The organism is Gordonia sp. C13 (genome assembly GCF_023218005.1).
Classification (GTDB): Bacteria; Actinomycetota; Actinomycetes; order Mycobacteriales; family Mycobacteriaceae; genus Gordonia; species Gordonia namibiensis.
Window position 1 is genome coordinate 119075 of the sequence record NZ_JALPSY010000008.1, and the last position, 21394, is coordinate 140468.

Below are 21394 nucleotides of genomic sequence, written 5' to 3' on the forward strand. Positions count from 1 at the left end.
GCAGGCAGTACTGGACACTGCTGTCAGTACTGGGCGACCTGCCCGTCCTTCGGCGCGCGGTACATCTTCCACAGCAGCTTCGGAATCCCGCGCACCGGCAGCGGCCGGGGCCAGTCCCGGGTTCGCATCAGGGCCTCGGTTCCACCGTCGACGGTGATGATGGTGCCGGCCATGAAGTCGGCGGCGGGCGACAGCATGGTCATCACCCATGCGGCGAGTTGTTCGGGGGTTCCGAACTCGCGCACCGGAACCGGGAACGACGTGACGGCCTTGGCCTGCGGGCTGTCGAGCTGTGCCTGCAGCAGCGGCGTCATCACCGGGCCGGGTGCGATCACGTTGATCCGGATGCCCGCACCCGCCCACTCCGGCTTGGTGCCCTGCCAGCGGACCCACTGGGTGACCGCGATCTTCGACGCCGCGTAGGCGACCGGCGCGGTGACGCCGCGGCGTCGGAGGATCTGCCGGGTGGCACCGACCGTGTCGCCGTTGATGAGCCGACGGATCGCGCCGCGCGGCACCAGCGGTGTCACCGTCGTCGAATTGGAGCCGAAGACAACCACTTTCGCCTTGTCGGCAGCGGCCAGCGCCGGACGCCAGGCGGTCAGCAGGTCGGTGACGCCGAGCACGTTGACCTCGGTGATCATCCGCTCACGCCCCTTGGTCGGCCCCATTCCGGCGGCGAGGACCGCACCGTCGAGCTTCCCGCCGGCCTTGGCCAGGACCTCCTCCGCAGCCTTCTGCCGACCGTGCGGGGTCGACAGGTCGGCGACGACATCGGCGTCCCGCAGATCGACGCCGATCACCGTATGGCCCTCCCCGCACAGGGATTTGGCGACAGCCGCCCCCATCCCCGACGCCGATCCGGTCACCACGTACGTACCGCCCCCAGTGCTCATGCCAGCCCTCTCTTCAATCCCTCATCGCTCTTCTCGTTCCGCTCACCGGTCCCGTGCCGGTCCTGCGTCCGTTCATAGGCGTCGTTGAACGCCCGTAATTCATGGAGCAGCGCCTCGGGACTGCCCGGCGCAAGGTCGGCGAAGACCTGCTCCAACCGTTGGGCGCGCAACAGTCCGTCGCGTTTGAAGGCCTCCCGACCCAGTTCGGTGGGGCGGATCAGCTTCGACAGCGAGTCCTCCACCTCGAAACGCTCGAGGTAGCCGTGCTTGATCGCGGCGTTCACCTGTCGGTTCACCGTCGACTGTTCGAGCTCTAGTTCCTCGGTCAGTTCACGAAGGGTCCGCGGCCGCCCGTCGGACAGAACCCACAGGATGGCGAAAGCCGACTTCTCCAGTCCCACCGATGGATGCACGAGACTCCGCCGCCGGGACATGCGCAGCAATTCGGCCGCCAGGTCTCGGTGCACCGGCGATTGCCACGGCGCGTGGTCCTCGGACATGTCTCCTCCATCACATTCGACCAGGACAATCTCCTGTCCGGTTTGCCTATGTACGTTACATATGTATGCTGCATACCTCGAGGGAGGTCTCAGATATGAGCCACGTACAAGGTCAGGCGCCTGCCGACGACCAGGCCGCAGCCGCGGCCGACAAGGCACCCGCCGGCGCTGTCATCAGCGTCGTGGTGCTCTGCTTCGGCGGCCTCGTCGCCTCGCTGATGCAGACCCTGATCATCCCGATCCAGCCGGATCTGCCGCGTCTCCTCGGGACCTCGATCGGCAATGCCTCATGGATCATCACCGCCACGCTGCTTGCAGCAGCCGTCGCGATGCCGATTGCCGGCCGCCTCGGCGACATGTTCGGCAAGCAGCGCGTCCTGCTCGCGAGCGCCGCGCTGCTCACCCTCGGTTCGCTGCTCTGCGCACTCGGCCACACCCTGATCCCGCTGATCATCGGACGCGGAGTCCAAGGCCTGGCGATGGGCTTCATCCCGGTCGGTATGAGCCTCATCCGCGAGATCACCCCGCCGCGCATCACGTCCATGGCCGTGGCCGCGATGTCGGCCACCCTCGGCGTCGGTGGCGCCATCGGCCTGCCCCTGTCGGCCTGGATCGTCCAGACCTGGGATTGGCACGCTCTCTTCTGGGTCGCCACCGGCCTCGGCGTGCTCATCGTGGTCGCCGTCCTCGTCTTCCTCCCCCGCGTGAACACCGCCGCGGGCGGACGCCTCGACATCCCCGGTGCCGTTGGCCTGGCCATCGGCCTCTCTGCCTTCCTCATCGCCGTCTCGAAGGCCAACGACTGGGGCTGGACCTCGGCCAGCACGCTGGGTCTGGGCCTCGGCGGCATCGCCGTGCTGGTTCTGTGGGGATTCTTCGAACTCCGCCAGCGGGAGCCGCTGGTCGACCTGCGGACGTCGGCTCGTCCGGCCGTGCTGCTGACCAACATCGCGGCTGCGGCCATCGGTTTCGGCATGATGGCGCAGGCGATCATCCTGCCGATGCTGCTGCGACTCCCCGAGGCGACCGGATACGGCCTGGGACAGTCGATTCTGGCCGCGGGCCTGTGGATGGCCCCGGGCGGCCTGATGATGATGTTCTTCGCACCGCTCTCAGGTCTGCTGATCAACCGGATCGGTGCCAAGTTCACCCTCGCGATCGGTGCGAGCATCCTCGGCGCCGGCTACATCTTCGCCTTCTTCCTCATGGACTCGGCGTGGAAGCTGATGCTGGCCTCGATCATCTGCGCCATCGGCGTGGGCATCGGCTATGCGGCCATGCCGACCCTGATCATGGGGTCGGTACCGCCCACCGAGGCCGGCGCGGCCGTCGGCCTGAACGGTCTGATGCGTTCACTGGGCACCACCGTCGCCTCCGCCGTCATGGCCCTGGTCCTGGCCAGCGCGACCATCTCGCTGGGCGGCACCGAGGTCCCCGACGAATCGACGTTCACCTGGTGCTTCCTGATCGCGGCCGCCGCAGCCTTCGTCGGCGTGGCGATCACCCTGCTGATCCCCACCAAGGCAAGGGCATCGAGCATCGTCGAGGAGCAGCCGGCCCGCGCCGGTCACTGACCCTCCCGAACGCGAGAGTGGCCCGGCAGTCATCGTCGACTGCCGGGCCACTTTCGTTGTGCGTCACAAACCGCTACGACGCAGCGTCACGCGGTAGGTGTAATGCTCGGGCAGGAAGTAACTGACCGCGAGTTCGACCGCCCGCCCACTAGAGTCGGTGTAGAGCCGGTCTACCCGCAGCACCGCATGTCCCTCCGGACAGCCGAGACGCCGTGCGGTCTCGGCGTCGGCGGTGGTGGCCGTGATGGATTGCGCGCATTCCTCGATCGGATACTGCAGATGGGGTTCGAGCAGACCGATCATCGTGGAATCACTTGTCGCCCCGGACTGCACCTCGGGCGCATCGATCACGAGCCGCGCCACCGACTCGGGCCACGACACGGTCGTGACCACAAACGGCACGCCGTCGTGGAAACGCTGGAACACGATCCGGTAGACGACGTCGGTGTCGAGACGCAGGCGCCCGGCGGCCTCGAGATCGACTCGACGCGAGGGGGATTCGAGGACCTGCATCTCGGTGTCGGTGGACAGGTTCATCAGGTCGTCGATCGAGCCGAGCTGCCGTAGATACTGACCGGCGTTCTCGGTCGCGAAGGTACCTCGCCCGGGCACCCGGTACACCGAACCCTCGGTGACCAACTCGAGGAAGGCGCGGCGCACCGTCTGCCTGCTCAGCCCGTACTCCTGCGAGAGCTCGGACTCGGTGGGCAGCCGGACACCTCCCTTGTAGCGACCCTGCGCGATGTGCGAACGCAGTTCGGCGGCCAGCACCTTGTACGCCGGCTCGGACTGCCCGACCTCGCCCATCCCACTCCCCTGTTCGAGTACCACCGCTGCCGACGAACCGTCGCCGTCAGATACCGCCCCGCGCCACGAGCTGCGCGGCGATCACATTGCGCTGGATCTCGTTGGTGCCCTCACCGACGATCATCAGCGGTGCGTCGCGGAAGTACCGCTCGACGTCGAATTCGGTGGAGTAACCGTATCCGCCGTGGATGCGAACCGCGTTGAGGGCGATCTCCATGGCGACCTCGGAGGCATAAAGCTTGGCCATGCCGGCCTCCATGTCGCAGCGCTCGCCCTTGTCGTACTGCTCGGCCGCGTGCCAGGTGAGTTGCCGGGCCGCGGTGAGCTTGGTCGCCATGTCGGCCAGGTAGTTGCCGATCGACTGGTGTTTCCAGATCGGCTGGCCGAAGGACTCGCGCTGCTGCGCGTAGGCCAGCGAGTCCTCGAGAGCGGCCGTTGCGACACCCAGTGCGCGACAGGCGACCTGGATACGCCCGGTCTCCAGACCTTTCATCATCTGTCCGAAACCCTTGCCGGGCACCGTGCCGAGGATCGCCGACTTGGGTGCGCGGTAGCCATCGAACGAGAGCTCGCAGCTCTCCACGCCCTTGTAACCCAGCTTGGGCAGGTCGCGCGAGACCGTCAGTCCTGGACCGTGTTCGACGAGGACGATCGAGATGCCCCGGTGTCGCGGCTGCGCCGCCGGATCGGTCTTGCAGAGCAGCGCGATCAGTCCCGAGCGTCGGGCATTGCTGATCCAGGTCTTGGCGCCGCTGATGACCAGCTCGTCGCCGTCCTCCTTGGCGACGGTCGACATCGCCTGCAGGTCGGAACCACCGCCGGGCTCGGTCAGGGCCATCGTCGCCCGCATCTCGCCCGTGGCCATCCGCGGCAGATAGTTCTGCTTCTGCTCCTCGGTGCCGAACAGCGTGATCAGCTTGGCGACCACGGTGTGTCCGCCCATCGCACCCGCGAGGCTCATCCAGCCCCGGGCGAGCTCCTGGGTGACCTGCGCGTAGCAGGGCATCGACACCGGCGAGCCGCCGTACTCCTCGGGCACGGCCAGTCCGTAGATCCCGATCTGCTTCATCTGCTCGATCCACTTCTCGGGGTATTCGTTGGCGTGCTCGACCTCCTGCACGGTCGGCTTGACCTCGCGGTCGACGAACCGCCGAACGGTCTCGACGAGGAACGATTCTTCGGCTGACAGCGTGCTCATGGAGGGGCTCACCTGTGCTCTTCGTGGTCGGGCTGATTTGTACGGCCATTTTGTCCATCGGCCGTACCTATGTCAACCTTCCCATCAGACGTCCAGGTCTGATAGAACCGTGACGGCACACTTTGGCCGCACATTTGGACCCGACACCCGGGTTGTCACGATCATTTGGGAGCAATGGTGCAGAGAAGACGAGGCGTTCTGGTGGCGCCGGCCTCCGACGACCGCAAGGCACGCAAGGCGCTGGCCTCGATCGCCGACGAGGTGGTCCTCGACCTCGAGGACGCGGTCACCCCGGCCAACAAGGACACCGCACGCGCCGCCGCTGCCGGACTCGTCAACGAGTTCGGCGCCGATCGCGCGGTCTCGCTGCGCATCAACGCCATCGACACCCCGTGGGCGTCGAACGATCTCGCGGCGTGCGCGCAGATGCCGAACCTGACCTCGGTGGTGCTCCCCAAGGCCGACACCCCCGGCGACCTCCTGGAGGCCGACAAACAGCTCGGCGACTCCCCGGTCCGGCTCCAGGCGCTGCTGGAAACCCCGCGCGGCATCCGCGATGCCGCAGCGATCTGCGCGGCCACCGACCGTCTCGACGCCGTTCTGATCGGGTACGCCGATCTCGGTGCGTCGCTGGGCCGCGCGTCGGGTCTGCCCATGCAGACGTGGCATGTCGTGCAGGACTCGGTGTTACTCGCCGCCCGAGCCGCGGGTGTCGACGTGGTCGACGGCCCCCACCTGACCATTGCCGACGACGACACCTTTCGGGACGCCAAGCGCTGGGTCCGCGACCTCGGCTTCGACGGAACCTGGGTGATCCATCCTGCGCAATTGGCAAGTGCCATCGAGATCTTCACCCCGGACTCCGACGCCGTCGAGGACGCGCGACGAGTACTCGAGGCGCTGGAGAAGGCGGCTGCCGCGGGCGCAGGTGCCGCAGAGCTCGACGGCCGGATGCTCGACGAGGCACTCGCCGTCTCCGCTCGCCGGGTGCTCGCGAAGGCGGCAGTCGATGACTGAGGCGATCGCGGTCGGCGGACCATACTTCGACGAACTGACCCACGGACAGGTCTTCGACGACGCCCCGTCGCTGACACTCACCTCCGGTCTCGCCGCCGGCCATCAGTCGATTCTCGGTGACCGCCTGCGGCTTTCACTCGACGCACATCTGGCGGGCCGCGTCCTGGGCGAGGGCACGCTCGCTCATCCCGGGCTCGTCACCGACGTCGCGATCGGACAGTCGACACTTGCCACTCATCACGTCAAGGCCAACCTGTTCTACCGCGGGCTACGTTTCCTGAGCTACCCGAAGATCGGCGATACGCTCACCACCGTGACCGAGGTCGTCGGGCTGCGGGAGAACAAGTCCAAGCCCGGCCGCGCCCCGACCGGCCTGGCCGCGCTGCACATGGTCACCACCGATCAGAACGGCGCGACGGTCCTCGACTTCTACCGCTGCGCGATGCTGCCGCTCTCGCCGAACGCCGACCCGAATCGCACCGTGCACGCCGACGATCTGAGCACCATCGGGCCCGGCGACGAAGCCGACCCCGCGTTGCCCGATTGGGATCTGGCCGCCTTCCGGTCGTCGTTCGGCGGACAGCACTTCTCCCCGGATCTGGCCGGACGCGTCTTCCGCTCGAGCGCCGACGTGGTCTCCAGCGCACCGGAACTCGCGCGCCTGTCGCTGAACATCGCGGCCACCCACCATGACGAGCGGGTGGCGGGCAAGGCCGCGGGCGGTCGACTCGTCTACGGCGGACACACCATCGGACTCGCCCTGTCCCAGGCCAACCGTGCCCTGCCGAACCTGGTGACCGTGGTGGCCTGGGACGCGTGCGACCACACCGGCCCCGTGCATGAGGGCGACACCCTCAGCTCAGAGATCCACGTCGAGGAAGCCACCCCACTCGACGGTGGCAGCGGGCTCCTGCGGCTTCGGTCGAAGGTCGTCGCCCACGGCGACGCCGACGGCCAGGGGGACCGCGACGTCCTCGACTGGCGCTACCACGTCCTGATGGCCTGACCCGACCACCCGCCCCCCGGAGGATCTTTCGCTCATGAGCACCAATCCCCGCCCCCTCGAGGGCCTTCGCATCGTGGAGGTGTCGAGCTTCGTCGCGTCACCGCTGTGCGGTCTGACGCTGTCCCAGCTCGGCGCCGAGGTGATCCGCGTCGACCCCATCGGCGGTGCCGCCGACACCAACCGCTGGCCGGTCACCGCCGACGGCAACTCCATCTACTGGACCGGTCTCAACCGGGGAAAGAAGTCGGTGACCGCGAACTTCCGGGAGCCCGAGGGGCAGGAGCTGATCCAGGATCTCGTCACCGAGAGCGGTCCGGGCGGCGGCATCCTCGTCACCAACGCCGGCGGTCGCGCATGGATGAGTCACGACACGTTGGCCGCCAAGCGCCCCGACGTCATCACCCTCGAACTGCTCGGACGCACCGACGGCACTCCCGGCGTCGACTACACGGTCAACGCGGCACTGGGCTTCCCGTCGATCACCGGCCCCACCGACTACACGGGCGTCGTCAACCACGCCCTCCCCGCGTGGGATGTGGCCTGTGGCCTGTATGCCGCTCTGGCGATCACCGCTGCAGTCCGACGCCGCGACCAGACCGGCGCCGGCGCGCAGATCACGTTGCCCCTCGAGGACACCGCCCTGGCGATCGCCGGGACGCTCGGCTACCTCACCGAACCGCAGCTCGGCGGCGGCAGCCGGCCGGCGACCGGTAACGACGTGTACGGCACGTACGGAACAGATTTCGTCGCCGCCGACGGCGGTCGCTTCATGCTCGTCGCCCTCACCCCGCGTCACTTCCGCGATCTGGTCGCCATGACCGAGACCGGCGACGCGGTGGCCGCGATCGAGAAGGCACTCGGCGCCGACTTCACCACCGAAGCCGACCGCTACACCCACCGCGGGATCCTCACGCCGCTGTTCGCCGCGTGGTTCGAACGCCACACCACCGCCGAGGTCGAGGAGGCACTGGCGAAGAGTGCGGTGCTGTCGGAGCGGTATCGCACGTTCGACGAGGTCGTCGAGTCCGGTGTGTTGCAGAAGAATCCGCTGTTCACCGAGCTGGACCAGCCCGGCATCGGCACGTATCTCGCGGCCGGTCTCCCGGCCCGGTTCGACGGAGAGCACTACTTCGCCGGCCCCGCCCCGGAGCTGGGGTCGTCGGCGGGGTTCTGACGCAGCGCATCCCCACTATTGCCTGAGGTGCGAGGAGCGATAGCGACGAGCCACGAAGGCCTGGCGAGATTCTCACCAGGCCTTCGTGGCTCGCTTCGCTCGCACCTCAGGCAGCAGGAGTGGACACTTCGCTCGCACCTCAGGCAGCAGGAGTGGACACTTCGCTCGCACCTCAGGCAGCAGGAGTGGGCGCCCTGCGCAACTCCCTCATCGAGGTCAGATCACCTGTGCGCCAGGTGATCCGGTCGCGGCGCGGTCCCGCCGAACGGTTCCTGGAGCGCATTCGACTTCGCGTTGAACACGACGAAGAGGTTGCTCCGCGGGTACGGGGTGATGTTGCCGCTCGAGGCGTGCAGGCAGTTGGAGTCGAAGTAGAGCGCCGACCCTGCCGGTCCGGTGATCGTGTCGATCCCGAGCTCGTCGGCGAGTGTCGCAACATCTCCCTCTTCCGGCGTGCCGAACGGCGGCCGGTACGAGGTCAGCGATTCCCGGTGGTAGCCATCGGGTGTCGCGCCCACGCAGCTGACGAAGCGGCGATGCGATCCGGGGATGATCATCAGCGGACCGTTGGTGGACAGGTTCGGGGTGAGTGCCAGCGAGACGCTGAGTGCTCGCGGGGCGGGCATCCCGTCCTCGGCGTGCCAGGTCTCGAAGTCGGAGTGCCAGTAGAAGGGTCCTCCGGCGAAGCCCGGCTTCAGGTTGATCCGGCTCTGGTGGATCGTCACCTCGTCGTCCAGGATCTGTTCTGCGACACCGCGGATCGACTCCCGGTCGCAGATCTCCGCGATGAGATCGCTGAGCTTGTGCACCGCGAACAGCGAACGCACATCGCCGCTGGAGGATTCGCGGATCACCCGGTCGTCGTCCCCGAGACGATCGGTGATGTCGGAGACCTCGCTCAGGCATGCGTCGATGTCGGCGGCCGACAACACCTTGTTCTCGGTGTGGTAACCGCGGTCGGCGTAGTGGCGCAGTTCGGGCGCCGACAACGGCCCCGGATTCCCCATGCTGCCCCACACGGTGTTGTGGGGACGCGGTTCGATCTGGCTGCGGTGGGCGAGACGGGTTCGGTACACGTCGACGCCGCGCGCCTGGTTGTCGCTCTCGGGGATTTCGGTCTTTGTGATTTGGGTGTTCTTGTTTGCTGTTTGAGTTACCACGATCGAGTCGATCCTTTCCCTCATCCGGCAGGCCGCCGGGAAAGACATCCGGCGGCAGGCAAGGTGATTGTGTTGTGCGCGAGTCCGCATCGCACGATGACGGGCCGCGAAGAGATACGGCTGCGCGAGGCACGCGATCATCTGCACGCGCCTGATCAGGCCGTATGTGTGCACCTTGCCAGGGAAATGCGCTCCCCTGCAACCATGCTGGTATGCCGGTTGCGAAAACCGCAGTTGTGATGTGGATCTCAGATGTGCTGGAGCACGACGGTCGCGATCGAAGAGAGCTTGCCCGACGAATTCGCCGACACGACCCGCACCACAGAACGGCTTCGTCCGCGATGCAGTGTCTCGGAGGTGAAGGTGGTGACGTCGGCGGCGTTGCACGGACGGACGTAGGTGATGTCGATGCTGGTGGTGCGCAACTGCCCGTTCGCCTCGACCGCCGTCATCGCGGCGAGTTCGGAAGCACAGATGAGGATTCCACCGTGCACGCTGCCCATTCCGTTGGCGGAGAGAAGCGTCGGGGCCATCGTCAGCACGCCGGGAGCCGTGGGCACGAGTCCCAGTTGGTCGCGGACCGGGTTCGTGGGGGCGTCGAGGACCTCGGCGGTCGCGTGCGCCCCCGGGGTGGTCGGGGCGTCGACAAGATGGGAGCGCTGGATGATCGTCGCGATCGGGCGGCCGTCGGATCGGACACCCGGCCCGTGGTCATCGCGCCACGTTCGTCGCGGGCGACGAGTTCGCCGGTGACGTTCAGCGATGTGCCGTCGAGCGGCGGGTCGGCGACGAAATCCAAACGGATGCCGAGGGAGACCGGCCAGCGTCCGTCAGGGCTACCGGCGTCGACGACCTATCCGGTCACGTCGTCGAGCGCGACAGCGAGCGCGGCTCGGTTGACACCGGCCGCGGGGTCGGCGAGCCACGGCCCGGTCACGAGGCCGGCCTCACCGCGTTCGGCGGACACGGAATGACCGTTGATCCGCAGCATGACCTCGGGTCCACCGATGTAGAAGACAGACGATGTCGTCGGCATGGGACGAATTTACTTAGCGCCGGGAGTCCGCGTACTCCAGGATCACGTCGACGGCCCGCGCGGCACTCTGGCAGGCACCCTCCATCGTGGTGGTCCAGTCGGTCCTGGTCCAGTCCCCGGCGAGGGCCAGACCGTCGACGGCGGTGCGCTGGTCGGGGCGGATTCCCGCGGTTCCGGGGCGCTGGGCGAACGTCGACTTCGGCATCCGTACGACGTGGCCGTGGATCACCTGCGCGTCCGCGGCCTGTGGGAAGTACTTACGCAGCATGTCCATCTGGATGCCGGTGATCTCGGCGTTGGTCTTGCCGATCAGGTCATACGATGCCGACACCGTCGTCGAGTAGAACCAGTTGTCCTTCGGTTCGCGGCCGTGCATGCGCTGGCGGTCCCAGACCTGCTCCAGCACACCCTCGCCGCCGTAGAGGATCTCGCCCCAGTCGGTCATGCCGATCGAGCGGTCGAGGTAGAGATTGACGCTCACGATCGGCACCGGGGTGAGTTTGTCGACCGTTTCGTAGATCCGTTCGTGGCCCGGCACCTGGTCGAGGAGCCCCTTCACGCTCCACACGGGCACCGCGCAGATGACGGCGTCGGCGGCGACCTTTTCCCCGTCGGCGAGCGTCACACCGGTGACCGTGCCGTCGGTTACGTCGACGGACGACACCACCGCACGATGCCGGACGTCGACGCCGGCGTCGGCGAACCTCTTCTCCGCGCCGGCGACGAACAGGGTGTCGAGGTCCACGGTCGGGAAGCCGATCGAGACCGGGGTCCGGGTCGCGACGGCGCGTCGGGCGCCGGTGACGAGCAGGTCGGCCGGGACCTTGGCCGACGCGATCTCGGTCTTGTCGCCGGTGAGGCCGATGACAATGCCGTCCCAGAGCGCGTCCCGCGCCGACTGCGGCATGCCGATCCGACGGAACCACTCGTCGGCGGTCACCTGATCGAGCCATTCGGGTTGCCGGAATGCGTGCCGGATCAACCGCGCCTGCGCGAGGGCGGTCCTGAGCCGGTCGAGTCCGGTCACCCCGGGGAGATCACCGAGTGCCGCTCGCAGACCGGTCAGTCCGCCGAAAGCCGACTTTCGCGTGGCGCCACCCGGCATCCGCATGGTCATGTGGCCGGGGAACTCGACGTGCTCGCGGGTACCGACACTCTCGAGATACCGCATGAGGTGTTCGTATCCACTGGCGAAGACGTGCTGGCCGTTGTCGGGCACGTCGTCGACCGCGGCGAGCGGCATCGAGATGGTGCGGCCACCGAGTGAACCGCGGCGCTCGAGGAGCGTCACTCGTTTCCCGGCCTCCGCAAGCCATACTGCCGACGCCAGACCGGCGAGTCCCCCACCCACGACCACGCAATGCATGGGCCACAGCGTAGCGGCCGGCACACACCGACGTGAGATGGTTGGCCGGTTTCGTCTCAGTCGGTCATCTTGACGTTGCGGGCGGCACCGAGGGCCGCCAGGGCCTGCGGGACAAGAGCGAGCGAGAGCACCGCCATCGCCACCGTCCATGAGCCGGTCACGTCGTGGATCAGGCCGATGAGGATCGGTCCGACCGCGGCGGCGAGATAACCCACCGACTGCGCCATCCCGGAGACCTGGCCGGTCTGCTTCGATCCCGAGCTGCGGAGAACCATGAAGAGCAGGGAGAGGCTGATGGAAGCGCCGGGCCCGACCATCACGCATGCGGCCCAGAACCCGGGCCACACGTCGGTGCTGATGAGTCCGGCGAAGCCGACCGCGCAGACGGCGAGGACCACGAAGGTCACCACGCGCTGGTCGTCGAACCGTCCGGCGACGATCGGCGCGACCAGCGACATGACCAACGCGACCACCTGCGCGGACGCGACGACGGCACCGGCTCCCACCGGGGTCATCCCGTTCTCGTCGACCAGGTACTGCGGCAGCCACGCCACGAAGGTGTAGAAGATGAGCGACTGGGTGCCCATGAAGACGGTCACCGCCCACGCGATCGGGTTACGCAACAACGACGACGTCGGGCTCGCCGCCGTCACCCGGTGCACGTGTGACAACTGTGGGATCCACACGACGACCGCGACCAACGCGAGAAGTCCCCAGGAGGCGAGCGCGAGACGCCAATCCCCGCCCAGCGCATCGTTGATCGGCACGCTCACCCCGGAGGCGACCGCGGCACCGCCGGACAACGTCATCGAGTAGAAGCCGGTCATCAGCCCCGACCGGTGCGCGAAGTCCCGCTTGATGAGGGCGGGCAGAACGACGTTGCAGGTGCCGATGGCAGCACCGATGACCGCCGACCCGAGGAACAGTGCGACCGACGACGGCACGAGGCGTACGACGATGCCGAGGATGAGCACGAGCAGGGCGCCGAAGATGACCCGCTCGATGCCGAACCGGTTCGCGAGCCTCGGCGCGACGGGAGCGGAGATACCGAAGAAGAGGACGGGCAACGCGGTGAGCAGACCCGCCACGGCGCTGCTGAATCCGGCGTCGGCCGAGATCGTCCCGATCAGTGGGCCCACCGACACGACAGCAGGGCGGAGGTTGGCCGCCACCAGCATCACGCCGACGGCGGTGATGATGACGCCGGCGGTGGCCCGCTCGTTCGTCATGTGGTGGCGCGTGGTGCGCGACGGGCTCACCTCGACCGCACGATCGCGGCGGGACGGGGAACGGACTGAACTGACATCGTTACGCAACCTAACATTCGACCCGAAGGGCAGCGATCCCGGAACACCGACGCCGACCGCCCATCGGTGTTTGAATGAGCCATGGCGTTCGGGGTGCGCATGAACTTCCTGCGTGTGGCGGGTTTCGTCGGGTTGATCGTCGGTGTGGTGTTGGGTGTTGCGGGGGCTCCGCCGACCGCGCACGCCGCACCCGGCCCGGGTTCACCCCTCCCCTCGGCCGACCCGTTCTACCGCTACGACGCACCGTTACGGCACACCGCTCCGGGAACCGTGCTCCGGACACGGCCGATGACGTTCCGGACACTACGTCTGTCCACTCCGATCACCGGAACCCAGGTCCTGTACCGCACGACCGATCAGTTCGGTGCCGGTCGGGCGACGGTCGCCACGGTGTTGCGCCCACTCGTCCCGGGACCGACCCGGCTGATCTCGTACCACATGGCCTACGACGCCCTCGGTTCTCAGTGCGACCCGTCGTACACGCTCTCCGGCGGTTACACCAACGGCACCGCCACGACCGAACAAGGCGTCATCGCAGGCTATCTCGCGGCGGGTTACACCGTGGTGGTGCCGGACTACGAGGGCGAGGACCTGCAGTGGACCATCGGCCGGCAATCAGGATATGCGGCGCTCGACGGAATCCGGGCCGCCGAGGCATTCCTGCGACTCCCACGGTCCACACCGGTCGGCCTGGTCGGCTACTCCGGCGGTTCCATCCCGACGCAGTGGGGAGCCGAGATCGCGCCGCGCTATGCCCCGGAACTCAACATCATCGGAGCCGCTGCCGGCGGCCTGCCCGTCGACCTCGCCCACAACCTGCCCTACATCGACGGCAGCGCGAAATGGGCGGGTGTGATCCCCGCGCTGATCGTCGCCTATCAGCGCGCCTACCGACTCGACACCTCCGCCTTCCTCTCCGAGCGCGGGGAGCAGGTGACGAAAGCGGTGAGTTCCGAGTGCATCTCGCAGTTCGCGTCGAAGTACCCGGGGCTCACGAGCGCGGCCATGGTGGACCCGCCCTACACCGGACTGCTCGACGTCCCCGCGGTGGTGCGTGCCATCAACGACAACATCATGGGCAGCCAGGGGACGCCGCGGACCAAGATGTTCCTCGCGGTCGGGCACTACAACGCGATCGGCGACACCTTGATGATCACCGGAGATGTCATCGGGCTCGCGCACGAATACTGCTCACGCGGAGTCGATGTCACCTATCACCAATTGAACGGCCTGACCCACCAGGAGGCGTTCCTCCCGTTCGAACCGCTCGCCGCCGAGTACCTCACCGAACGCTTCGCCGGAATCCCCACGCGCAGCAACTGCGCAACGCTCCCGCGCGGGAACAGCTTGGCACCGCTGCCGGTCCCATGACGACGAAACCTCCTCAGCCCGGGAGTGTTTCACCACCGATCGGGGCGAGTACCTCACCGGTGTAGTACGACGACAGCTGATCGGCAGCGAAGAAGACGTATGACGGTGCGATCTCGTCCGGCTGGGCGGCGCGGCCCACCGGCGCCTGGGTCCCGAAGTCCTTGACGGCCTCGGCCGGCATCGTCGCCGGGATCAGCGGGGTCCACACCGGTCCGGGCGCAACACAGTTGACGCGAATCTTTCTCTCCATCAACGACTGGGCGAGGGAGTACGTCAACGCCAGGACCGCCCCCTTGGTCGCCGAGTAGTCGATGAGGCTGTCGTTGCCGCGCAATCCGTTGATCGACGAGGTGTTGATGATGGCGCCACCACCGGTCAGATGAGGCACGGCGGCCCGGGTGGTGTGAAAGAAGCTGTGGATGTTCACGTCGAACGTCCGGTACCACTGCGCGGGGTCGACCTCGAGAAAGTCGTCGACGACCTGCTGATAGGCGACGTTGTTCACCAGGATGTTCAATCCACCGAGATCGGCGACGGTGCGCTCGACGACCTCTGCGCAATGGGCCGGGTCGCCCAGGTCTCCGCGGTAGGCGCGCGCCTTGCGCCCTTCGGCCTCGATGAGATCGACGGTGTGCCGAGCGTCCTCGTCCTCCTCGAGATAGGCGATCGCGACATCGGCTCCCTCCTTCGCAAACGCGATCGCGGTGGCCCGGCCGATGCCCGAGTCGCCACCGGTGACCAGCGCCGTCTTACCCGCGAGCAGATCACGGCCGCGGTACTCGGTCATCTCGTCGCGCGGACGGTCGGGCATGTCGCCGGTCTCGCCCGGGTAGGGGATGGTCTTCGCTTCGTGCGGGGAGTTCTCCTGATCACTCATGGTCGCCGGTTGCCCGCTGCGGTGAGATCGAAAACCTGCCTCCGCGCGACCGCCCTCAGAAACGAGATCGCCACCTCGCGGGAGACGCGCCGGTCGGAACCGCGCGTCTGCCCAGGAGGTGGCGACTCAGCTGTCGCTGAAGACTCAGGGGTTCTCGTCGGGGATCTCCTGGTCGAGCTTCTCGTCGAGGGACTCCCCCTCCCGCTGCTCACGGGCCGTTGTCCCGGTGCGGTCACTGGCCGACCAGTCCTCGGGCGGGTCCATCCCGTCCTCGAGCGGATCGCGCGCCAGATGGTCCTCGTCGAGGTCCTCCGCACCGACCGTCGAGGTCAGATCGGGGTTGACGCCTTCGGTCGCCGCCGCGGCGTCGGAGCTGTCACTGCTGGTGCTCATCAAGACCTCCTCGCATGTCAGCGGCAACCACTCCCGGCCACCGCGGTCATTGGCTACCCGGCGACCAGATCGCCGAAACTATGCCGCTGAACTGCAGGTTTTGCCCAAGAGGCGACTCCGCCACAACACAGTGCAGGTCGCCTCTCGCGACGAGCTGATCCCAGGTAAGCTCAAACATCGCCCGAGACCGCCGGCGTGCAGTTCTGCGTGCCTTTTTCGAGCTCTAGGGGTAACCGTGCCAAAGATTGACAACATTCCTGCCGACGATTCCCGCATCCGGTATGTCGGCAGCTTCCGGTTCCTCTTCGACACCGAGGAATGGTGGTGGTCGGACGAGGTCGCCGAGATGCACGGCTACCAGCCGGGTGAAGTCACCCCGACGACCGAACTACTGGCCGGGCACAAGCATCCCGACGACCGCCACGCGTTCGACGAGATGGTCGCGACGATGCTGAGCCGACGCACGCCGTTCTCCAGCCGACACCGCATCATCGACCTCTCCGGCACCGTCCATCACGTGGCCGTGGTCTCCCAGCAGATCATCGACGAGAGCGGTCAACCGATCGGCGCCGAGGGCTTCTACCTCGACCTGACCGGTTATGACGAGGAAACGGTCAAGTTCCAGGTCGACGAGCACGTCGCGCGGTTCCGCGAGAACCAGGGTGTGATCGAGCAGGCCAAGGGCATGATCTCGATGGCCTATGGAGTGAGCCCTGAACGCGCCTTCGAGGTGATGCGCTGGCGGTCCCAGACGGCCAACGTGAAGGTCAACGAGCTGGCCAAGAACATCGTGTCGGGAGTGCACAAGTATGTCGTGCTGCCCGATCCCGTGCGCCAGTCCTTCGACCACCTGCTCCTGAACGCTCACCAGAACGAGAACTGACGTCCACCACGACGCGAGCCGTCGTGGTTTCACGATCCTCCACCCGGGGTATCTGTAAGCGAAGTGCCGAGTGTCGGCAGTTCAGCGGCGTTTACTACGCCGCATCTTGCGGACCCGGTTGAGTACACAGCCGGTCATATCTCCAAGTGATCGGATGGAACAGTGAACGGACTAGGCGGGGAACTCGGCGGTGCGGCGACCCTCGAGATGGTGGACAGCTCACGGATGACGCGGACGAGTACCGCACACATCCGAGTGGCTTCCGTCCCTGAGTCGCACGTCTACGTGCGTCACCTGTCACCGGTGAACGGATCGGTCAGCGTTCTGGACACGGGTTCGGTGTCGGTGACCCGACTTCCCGATCCCGTGCCCGCGGATGGTGCCAAGGTCCCCGGCGGCTGGTGGCCGCCGCTGATGCTGGACCCGTGGTGGATTGCCGAGCACCACAACGACTTCGACGTGTTCCACCTCCATTTCGGCTTCGACGCGGTGACGCCGTCGGTGATGGCCGACGTCCTCGCCGAGCTCGACCGGCACAACAAACCTCTGGTCTACACGCTCCACGACCTCCGTAACCCGCACCATCCGGAACCCGACGCCCACGATGAGGTCCTCGACCTCCTCGTCCCCGCGGCCGCCGAGGTCATCACCCTGACCCCCGGTGCGGCGGAACAGATCTCGCAGCGGTGGGCCCGGTCCGCCACCGTGCTCCCGCACCCGCACGTCGTGCCGCCCGCGCGGTTCGCACCGCGTGAGACCCCGACCGACGAGTTCGTCGTCGGCGTGCACGCCAAGAGCGTGCGCGCCAACATGGATCCGCTTCCCGTCATCATGACGCTGCTGGAAGCCGCGTCCGACTATCCGGACATGACGATCCAGATCAATCTGCACGACGAGGTTTTCGTGCCCGGAAACCACTTCTACAACCCGGACTTCGGCACCACCGCTCTCGCCTTGTCGCGCCACCCGTACGCCCGGGTGTTGGTACACGAGTACTACTCCGACGACCAGCTGTGGGATTACCTCAGCGGGATCTCGGTCTCGGTCCTGCCTTACCGCTTCGGTACTCATTCCGGCTGGCTCGAGGCCTGCCACGACCTCGGCACCTCGGTGATCGCGCCGAGCTGCGGGTTCTACCACCAGCAGCAGGAGTGCTTCAGCTACGACTTCACCGAGGACCGATTCGATCCGGAGTCACTGGTCGCCGCACTCGCACAGGCGTATTCGGCCCGGCCGGCGCCTGCGATGTGGCGGGACCGCCGCACGCAGCGGTCGACGATCGCCCAGGCACACGCCGGGCTCTACACGCGGGTGCTGGATGCGTGAGTCACTACGGATCGCCGTCATCGCGTCCAGTCGGTTCCCGATAGCCCAGCCGTTCGCCGGCGGCCTCGAGGCGCATGTCTGGCACCTGACCCGGGCGCTGACCATAGCCGGCCACGAGGTCACGTTGTTCGCCGGCGCCGGAAGCGACCTGCCGGTTGATTCCGATCGCCTGCGCGCGGAGCTTTTCGAGCCGTCGGCGGCCGCTCGTTCGGATGTGTCGATGCCGTCGATCGAGGCGTTGCAGGACCACCACGCCTACCTGTCGCTGATGCTCTCGTTCGCCCGGAACCCCGGCGACTTCGACGTGATCCACAATCACAGCCTGCATTACCTGCCGGTGGCGATGGGCCCGTCGGTGGAGACCCCGATGGTCACCACGCTGCACACCCCACCCACTCCGTGGCTCGAGTCGGCACTGGCATTGGCACCGGAGACCAGGTGTGTCGCGGTCAGTCGGCACACCGCCCAGGCGTGGTCGCACGTTCTCGGCTCGATACCGGTGGTGCACAACGGTGTTCAGCTGGATCGATGGCCGATCGGCACCGGCGGAGACGACCTGGTCTGGTTCGGTCGGTTCGTCCCCGAGAAGGGTGCGCACCACGCGATCGAGGCCGCCCGCATCACCGGCCGCCGGTTGCGGCTCGCCGGACCGATCAGCGACGAACGCTATTTCCGCGACCACATCGCCCCGTTCCTGGGTGACCGTGTGCGCTACGAGGGCCACCTCCACCAGAACGAACTCGCCCGTCTGGTCGGTTCCTCCGGTGCCACCCTGGTGACGCCGGTGTGGAACGAACCGTACGGACTCGTCGTCGCCGAATCCATCGCCAGTGGGACGCCGGTGGCCGGGTTCGCCCGCGGCGGCATCCCGGAGATCGTCGGCGACACCGCCGGCGTGCTCGTGCCGGGTGACGACGTCGACGCACTCGCGGAGGCCGCCGAGAAGGCGTTCACCCTCGACCGCCGCGAAGTACGTCGCCGCGCGGAGGAGCACTGCTCCGACATCGCGATGATCGACCGGTACACCGGCATCTACGCCGAGATGGTGGCCGGCCGGGCACGTCTGACCGATTCCTCATCCGCGGAGGCCTGCACCGCATGATCGGCTATTACGTCCACCATCAGGGCCGCGGCCACTGTTCCCGGGCCGCCGCGATCGCCGCCCATCTGCAGACCGACGTCGTCGCCCTGACCAGTGCGGGGCTGACCGACCCCGCCTTCAGCGAGGTGATCACCCTCGACCGGGACGACGCCGATCCCGCCCCCACCGACGTCGACGCGGGCGGACTGCTGCACTGGGCACCCCGTGGGGACGCGGGGTTGCGCAACCGGATGGCCCAGCTGGCAGACTTCGTCGCGACCAGGCAGCCGGCTGCGATGGTCGTCGACGTGTCGGTCGAGGTCACCCTGTTCCTGCGGCTGCTCGGGGTGCCGGTCGTGGTGATGGCGATGCCGGGTGTGCGCGACGACCTGCCCCACCAGCTCGCCTATCGCGCCGCCGACGCGATCATCGCCCCCTGGCCAGGCGACCTGTACCGGCCGGACTGGCTGGAAGAGCATCTACACAAGACGGTTTTCACCGGTGGGATCTCCCGCTTCGACGGCCGCCCTCACGTCAGCCACCCCACGTTCGCCTCCGACATCCTGGTCCTCACAGGCGCGGGTGGCGATCGGGGGGCGCTGCATCCGGCAATCGGTCTCGCCGAGGCACTCCCCGACCTGAAGGTGGTCGGCCTCGGACCGGCTTTCGGCACCTGGGCCGACGACCCGTGGCCGTTCCTGTGTAGCGCCCGTCTAGCCGTCATCGGCGCCGGCCAAGGGAGTGTGGCGGACGCCGCCGCGGCCGGACGCCCCGCCGTCGTGATGCCGGAGGACCGCCCGTTCGCCGAGCAGCGTGCCACCGCGGACAACCTCGCGCGGGCCGAACTCGCCCTTGTCGCCTCTACCTGGCCCGACGCCGACCGCTGGCGGGCCATCGTGGAGTCGGTCGATGATTCCGCGCCGATGTGGTCCCGGTGGCAGACCGCCGGAGCAGCAGAACGCGCGGCCCGTGTCGTCGCAGAAGTGGCCCGATGACGTCCGTACCGGCGTCCGACCACGGCATCTCTGATCGGGGCGGCGCGGAAACCGTCGCGGTGATCACCATCGTGTCCGGACGCCACCAGCATCTGCGACGTCAGCTCGAAGCATTCGAGTACTCGACGGTGCGTCCCGCTGTCCATGTCGTCGTCGCCATGAACGACCCCGATATCGACGCCGTCGTCAACGACTCGGCACCGGCAGGTCATCCGATGCGGGTGGTTCACATCAGCGAGGAGTCCGGCACACTGCCACTCGCCGAGGCACGCAACACCGGTGCCCGCACCGCGATCGAGGCCGGCGCAACACTCTTGGTGTTCCTTGACGTCGACTGCATCCCCGGACCGGGCATGATCGCCCGCTATCTCCGATCATGCACCGCCACAAAAGATTTGCGTCTCCTGTACTGCGGACCCGTGACCTATCTGCGGTCCGACCAGCCGACCTTCGATCCGCGTGAGCTCCATCGATTCCTCGACCCCCATCCGGCACGGCCCGCCCCGGGGCCGTGCCAGACGCAGCTCTCCTCGGAGATGACGCTGTTCTGGTCGTTGTCGTTTGCCATCCGGTCAGACGACTGGCGCGAGATCGGGGGATTCCACACCGGTTACCGCGGGTACGGCGGCGAGGACACGGATTTCGCGAGGTGCGCAGCGCGCAACGGTTTTCGGCTCGCCTGGGTTGGTGGCGCCGATGCGTATCACCAGTATCACCCGGTGTCGAAGCCGCCCGTCGAGCATCTCGACGACATCCTCCGTAATGCGCGACTGTTCCATCGGCGATGGAAGTCCTGGCCGATGGAGGGGTGGCTGAACGCCTTCGCGCAGATGGGCCTCATCGACTACGACGAGGCCGCCGAGGACTGGCGCCGGACAGCAGCGGAAGTGCTGCCCGGCTGACTTTCCGGCTACTCCCGGAACTTGGAGAAGCCGATGGTCACCCGTCGGGTACCGTGACCGGGCGTGGTGTCGGCGTACCTGATCGTGTGGGTATCGGTGACGGTCTGGACGATTCGCCATCCGAACGTCGACTCGTCGAGTTCGACATCGGCCACGAGATCGCCTCGGACCTCGCCGACCACACCGTTGGACGCGAGGTGTAGGACGACCTCCATCGACGACCCCTCGGCCGCCGCGGAGATGATCTGGGAACAGATCTCGTCCACCGCGACCTTGGCGTCGATCACATCGTCTAGTGACCAGTCATCGATGTACAGAGCCGTCTCGACCAGAGCGCGCACCAGCGCAAGACGATCGGTAGCCGCCGGAACTCGCAGGATCGTTGGCACGCTGCCATCGATCGATAGCTGAGAGGTGGCGTCAGGGTCGGTCATCAATTGAGTCTTCTTCACACGTCGAGTTGAGTGGATCTTTGCCGGACCGCTCATGGATGCCCCACGTTGACGTAGTCCAAACTGCGTTTTC

At 67.2% G+C, this 21394-nt stretch carries 22 protein-coding genes; 10 read left to right on the plus strand and 12 right to left on the minus strand.

The genetic code is table 11. The annotated features are described in order from the left end of the window. Positions 1-23: 23 nt before the first annotated feature. Together M1L58_RS09305 and M1L58_RS09310 are read right to left on the minus strand one after the other, a co-directional pair. Positions 24-896, minus strand: a complete 873-nt coding sequence (locus M1L58_RS09305; RefSeq protein WP_248658673.1) for an SDR family oxidoreductase — start codon at positions 894-896, stop codon at positions 24-26. Continuing rightward, positions 893-1396: a MarR family winged helix-turn-helix transcriptional regulator gene (locus M1L58_RS09310; RefSeq protein ID WP_248658674.1), complete on the minus strand. Its 504-nt coding sequence runs from the start codon at positions 1394-1396 to the stop codon at positions 893-895. Before M1L58_RS09310 ends, M1L58_RS09305 begins: the two co-directional genes overlap by 4 nt. Before the next feature lie 95 nt (positions 1397-1491). Between M1L58_RS09310 and M1L58_RS09315 the strand changes: the two genes are divergently transcribed. Beyond that, positions 1492-2970, plus strand: a complete 1479-nt coding sequence (locus M1L58_RS09315) for an MFS transporter (RefSeq protein ID WP_248658675.1) — start codon at positions 1492-1494, stop codon at positions 2968-2970. 63 nt (positions 2971-3033) lie between these two features. Here M1L58_RS09315 and M1L58_RS09320 read toward each other — a convergent pair whose 3' ends face one another. Together M1L58_RS09320 and M1L58_RS09325 are read right to left on the minus strand one after the other, a co-directional pair. Then, positions 3034-3777, minus strand: a complete 744-nt coding sequence (locus M1L58_RS09320) for a GntR family transcriptional regulator (RefSeq protein ID WP_248658676.1) — start codon at positions 3775-3777, stop codon at positions 3034-3036. A 46-nt stretch (positions 3778-3823) separates the two neighbouring features. Further along, the gene (locus M1L58_RS09325; RefSeq protein WP_006867509.1) at positions 3824-4975 is read right to left on the minus strand and encodes an acyl-CoA dehydrogenase family protein; all 1152 of its coding nucleotides are present in this window, start codon (positions 4973-4975) and stop codon (positions 3824-3826) included. Between the two features lie 201 nt (positions 4976-5176). On the opposite strand from M1L58_RS09325, the gene M1L58_RS09330 reads away from it, so the two are divergent. From M1L58_RS09330 to M1L58_RS09340, 3 genes are read left to right on the plus strand one after another with little or no spacing between them, the layout of a single operon-like run. Beyond that, positions 5177-5992, plus strand: coding sequence for an HpcH/HpaI aldolase/citrate lyase family protein (locus M1L58_RS09330; protein ID WP_248658677.1), 816 nt, complete (start codon positions 5177-5179; stop codon positions 5990-5992). Continuing rightward, entirely contained in the window at positions 5985-6998 is a 1014-nt protein-coding gene (locus M1L58_RS09335) for a MaoC family dehydratase (protein WP_248658678.1), read from the plus strand. The genes M1L58_RS09330 and M1L58_RS09335 overlap by 8 nt, the downstream gene beginning before the upstream one ends. Before the next feature lie 34 nt (positions 6999-7032). Then, complete coding sequence (locus M1L58_RS09340; RefSeq protein ID WP_248658679.1) at positions 7033-8172, plus strand: CoA transferase; 1140 nt, start codon at positions 7033-7035, stop codon at positions 8170-8172. A gap of 221 nt (positions 8173-8393) precedes the next feature. Here M1L58_RS09340 and M1L58_RS09345 read toward each other — a convergent pair whose 3' ends face one another. The 5 genes from M1L58_RS09345 to M1L58_RS09360 all read right to left on the minus strand — a co-directional run bounded on the left by M1L58_RS09345 (position 8394) and on the right by M1L58_RS09360 (position 12963). Continuing rightward, positions 8394-9332 (minus strand): phytanoyl-CoA dioxygenase family protein, encoded by a 939-nt coding sequence (locus tag M1L58_RS09345; protein WP_248658680.1) that lies wholly within the window; start codon positions 9330-9332, stop codon positions 8394-8396. A 248-nt stretch (positions 9333-9580) separates the two neighbouring features. Beyond that, positions 9581-9892 (minus strand): acyl-CoA thioesterase domain-containing protein, encoded by a 312-nt coding sequence (locus M1L58_RS23490; RefSeq protein WP_308221802.1) that lies wholly within the window; start codon positions 9890-9892, stop codon positions 9581-9583. Between the two features lie 293 nt (positions 9893-10185). Then, positions 10186-10368, minus strand: a complete 183-nt coding sequence (locus tag M1L58_RS23495) for a hypothetical protein (protein WP_308221803.1) — start codon at positions 10366-10368, stop codon at positions 10186-10188. Between the two features lie 13 nt (positions 10369-10381). Continuing rightward, the gene (locus tag M1L58_RS09355) at positions 10382-11734 is read right to left on the minus strand and encodes a hydroxysqualene dehydroxylase (protein ID WP_248658681.1); all 1353 of its coding nucleotides are present in this window, start codon (positions 11732-11734) and stop codon (positions 10382-10384) included. A gap of 56 nt (positions 11735-11790) precedes the next feature. Beyond that, a complete protein-coding gene (locus tag M1L58_RS09360; protein WP_248658682.1) occupies positions 11791-12963 on the minus strand; it encodes a CynX/NimT family MFS transporter in 1173 nt (390 codons plus the stop codon). A 159-nt stretch (positions 12964-13122) separates the two neighbouring features. Between M1L58_RS09360 and M1L58_RS09365 the strand changes: the two genes are divergently transcribed. Next, positions 13123-14412, plus strand: coding sequence for a lipase family protein (locus tag M1L58_RS09365; RefSeq protein WP_248658683.1), 1290 nt, complete (start codon positions 13123-13125; stop codon positions 14410-14412). Between the two features lie 13 nt (positions 14413-14425). On the opposite strand, the gene M1L58_RS09370 is transcribed toward M1L58_RS09365, so the two are convergent. Beyond that, positions 14426-15289, minus strand: coding sequence for an SDR family oxidoreductase (locus M1L58_RS09370; RefSeq protein WP_248658684.1), 864 nt, complete (start codon positions 15287-15289; stop codon positions 14426-14428). A gap of 144 nt (positions 15290-15433) precedes the next feature. Beyond that, complete coding sequence (locus tag M1L58_RS09375; protein ID WP_006868980.1) at positions 15434-15682, minus strand: hypothetical protein; 249 nt, start codon at positions 15680-15682, stop codon at positions 15434-15436. Between the two features lie 235 nt (positions 15683-15917). Here M1L58_RS09375 and M1L58_RS09380 point away from each other — a divergent pair, with 235 nt between their 5' ends. From M1L58_RS09380 to M1L58_RS09400, 5 genes are all read left to right on the plus strand, one after another. Then, positions 15918-16565: a PAS and ANTAR domain-containing protein gene (locus tag M1L58_RS09380; protein ID WP_248658685.1), complete on the plus strand. Its 648-nt coding sequence runs from the start codon at positions 15918-15920 to the stop codon at positions 16563-16565. A 162-nt stretch (positions 16566-16727) separates the two neighbouring features. After that, positions 16728-17891, plus strand: coding sequence for a glycosyltransferase family 1 protein (locus M1L58_RS09385; RefSeq protein WP_248658686.1), 1164 nt, complete (start codon positions 16728-16730; stop codon positions 17889-17891). Next, complete coding sequence (locus M1L58_RS09390) at positions 17884-18993, plus strand: glycosyltransferase (RefSeq protein WP_248658687.1); 1110 nt, start codon at positions 17884-17886, stop codon at positions 18991-18993. The genes M1L58_RS09385 and M1L58_RS09390 overlap by 8 nt, the downstream gene beginning before the upstream one ends. Continuing rightward, a complete protein-coding gene (locus M1L58_RS09395) occupies positions 18990-19967 on the plus strand; it encodes a hypothetical protein (protein WP_248658688.1) in 978 nt (325 codons plus the stop codon). The genes M1L58_RS09390 and M1L58_RS09395 overlap by 4 nt, the downstream gene beginning before the upstream one ends. Then, positions 19964-20869: a glycosyltransferase family 2 protein gene (locus M1L58_RS09400; protein WP_248658689.1), complete on the plus strand. Its 906-nt coding sequence runs from the start codon at positions 19964-19966 to the stop codon at positions 20867-20869. The genes M1L58_RS09395 and M1L58_RS09400 overlap by 4 nt, the downstream gene beginning before the upstream one ends. 8 nt (positions 20870-20877) lie before the next feature. On the opposite strand, the gene M1L58_RS09405 is transcribed toward M1L58_RS09400, so the two are convergent. After that, positions 20878-21303: an anti-sigma factor gene (locus M1L58_RS09405; RefSeq protein ID WP_006868974.1), complete on the minus strand. Its 426-nt coding sequence runs from the start codon at positions 21301-21303 to the stop codon at positions 20878-20880. Positions 21304-21394: the final 91 nt, after the last annotated feature.

Coding starts and splice junctions, on each gene's coding strand:
- M1L58_RS09335 (WP_248658678.1), top strand. CDS start 5,985: ATGACTGAGGCGATCGCGGTCGGCGGACCATACTTCGACGAACTGACC.
- M1L58_RS09400 (WP_248658689.1), top strand. CDS start 19,964: ATGACGTCCGTACCGGCGTCCGACCACGGCATCTCTGATCGGGGCGGC.
- M1L58_RS09315 (WP_248658675.1), top strand. CDS start 1,492: ATGAGCCACGTACAAGGTCAGGCGCCTGCCGACGACCAGGCCGCAGCC.
- M1L58_RS09395 (WP_248658688.1), top strand. CDS start 18,990: ATGATCGGCTATTACGTCCACCATCAGGGCCGCGGCCACTGTTCCCGG.
- M1L58_RS23495 (WP_308221803.1), bottom strand. CDS start 10,368: ATGCCGACGACATCGTCTGTCTTCTACATCGGTGGACCCGAGGTCATG.
- M1L58_RS09375 (WP_006868980.1), bottom strand. CDS start 15,682: ATGAGCACCAGCAGTGACAGCTCCGACGCCGCGGCGGCGACCGAAGGC.
- M1L58_RS09340 (WP_248658679.1), top strand. CDS start 7,033: ATGAGCACCAATCCCCGCCCCCTCGAGGGCCTTCGCATCGTGGAGGTG.
- M1L58_RS09365 (WP_248658683.1), top strand. CDS start 13,123: ATGGCGTTCGGGGTGCGCATGAACTTCCTGCGTGTGGCGGGTTTCGTC.
- M1L58_RS09360 (WP_248658682.1), bottom strand. CDS start 12,963: ATGACGAACGAGCGGGCCACCGCCGGCGTCATCATCACCGCCGTCGGC.
- M1L58_RS09390 (WP_248658687.1), top strand. CDS start 17,884: ATGCGTGAGTCACTACGGATCGCCGTCATCGCGTCCAGTCGGTTCCCG.
- M1L58_RS09355 (WP_248658681.1), bottom strand. CDS start 11,734: ATGCATTGCGTGGTCGTGGGTGGGGGACTCGCCGGTCTGGCGTCGGCA.
- M1L58_RS09405 (WP_006868974.1), bottom strand. CDS start 21,303: ATGACCGACCCTGACGCCACCTCTCAGCTATCGATCGATGGCAGCGTG.
- M1L58_RS09305 (WP_248658673.1), bottom strand. CDS start 896: ATGAGCACTGGGGGCGGTACGTACGTGGTGACCGGATCGGCGTCGGGG.
- M1L58_RS09320 (WP_248658676.1), bottom strand. CDS start 3,777: ATGGGCGAGGTCGGGCAGTCCGAGCCGGCGTACAAGGTGCTGGCCGCC.
- M1L58_RS09325 (WP_006867509.1), bottom strand. CDS start 4,975: ATGAGCACGCTGTCAGCCGAAGAATCGTTCCTCGTCGAGACCGTTCGG.
- M1L58_RS09310 (WP_248658674.1), bottom strand. CDS start 1,396: ATGTCCGAGGACCACGCGCCGTGGCAATCGCCGGTGCACCGAGACCTG.
- M1L58_RS09370 (WP_248658684.1), bottom strand. CDS start 15,289: ATGAGTGATCAGGAGAACTCCCCGCACGAAGCGAAGACCATCCCCTAC.